Here is a 1,097-nt window from a genome sequence, read left to right on the forward strand (position 1 = left end):
TTTTGAATCGCACCCATGACAAGGGTGGAATTATTGAGGAGCCGGATGAGGTGAAAGTCTCACGTCCGGTTTTGAAGGAGAGGTAAGAGTGGTAACGCTCCTATCGACTCTAACTGGTGTGCCGATGCTTGGCATGAAAATTATCAAGGTGCGCCTTCGGATGGCAGAGTTTGGGAAGGTGGAAGTAATATCCGGATGCACCGTGGTGGGTCTTGGAGTCGCAATCCGCAGGACTGCCGTTGCGCGGAGCGGAGCAGGAGCGGTGTGGACGATAGGTACGTCAGTCTTGGCTTTCGGGTAGCCGTTGCGTTGGGGTTGGGTGCCTAGTTTCCTTTATTCTCTTTAGCTGTTTTGCCCTTTGCACTTGTTTTAAAATTTTTTTTTGAGAAACCCGGTTTGTTCAATTTAGATCTTGCACTTGTGTTGAAAGTCCGCCAGCAATTTTTTTTGACGTAGGGGCACGGCCTGAATAAATTTTGTCACCAAATCAAAGTTTGGCGGTTGCCGTGCCCCTACCCGCGTTGATGATGGAATGCCATATTGTTGACGCAATTGTCACGATTGTTGGGGCACGGCCTGAATAAATTTTGTCACCAAATCAAAGTTTGGCGGTTGCCGTGCCCCTACCCGCGTTGATGATGGAATGCCACTTGGCGCAATTGTCACGATTGTTGGGGCACGGCCTGAATAAATTTTGTCACCAAATCAAAGTTTGGCGGTTGCCGTGCCCCTACCCGCGTTGATGATGGAATGCCATATTGTTGACGCAATTGTCATAATTGTTGGGGCACGGCCTGAATAAATTTTGTCGTTAAATCAAAGTTTGGCGGTTGCCGTGCCCCTACCCGCGTTGATGGTTGAATGCCATATTGTTGACGCAATTGTCATAATTGTTGGGGCACGGCCTGAATAAATTTTGTCGTTAAATCAAAGTTTGGCGGTTGCCGTGCCCCTACCCGCGTTGATGATGGAATGCCATATTGTTGACGCAATTGTCATAATTGTTGGGGCACGGCCTGAATAAATTTTGTCACCAAATCAAAGTTTGGCGGTTGCCGTGCCCCTACCCGCGTTGATGATGGAATGCCATATTGTTG

2 protein-coding genes are annotated in these 1,097 nt (G+C 48.4%); both read left to right on the forward strand.

Annotated features, from left to right (window positions below; all coding sequences use genetic code 11):
* The first annotated feature begins 102 nt into the window (after positions 1–102).
* Positions 103–327 carry a formylglycine-generating enzyme family protein gene (locus MiSe_RS49240; protein WP_226594876.1) on the forward strand — a complete coding sequence of 75 codons (225 nt, stop codon included), beginning with the start codon at positions 103–105 and terminating at the stop codon, positions 325–327.
* Positions 328–587: 260 nt separating this feature from the next.
* Complete coding sequence (locus MiSe_RS49245) at positions 588–743, forward strand: hypothetical protein (protein ID WP_226594874.1); 156 nt, start codon at positions 588–590, stop codon at positions 741–743.
* Positions 744–1,097: the final 354 nt, after the last annotated feature.

Origin of the sequence: Microseira wollei NIES-4236 (assembly GCF_020521235.1) — a bacterium.
Taxonomy (GTDB): domain Bacteria; phylum Cyanobacteriota; class Cyanobacteriia; order Cyanobacteriales; family Aerosakkonemataceae; genus Microseira; species Microseira wollei.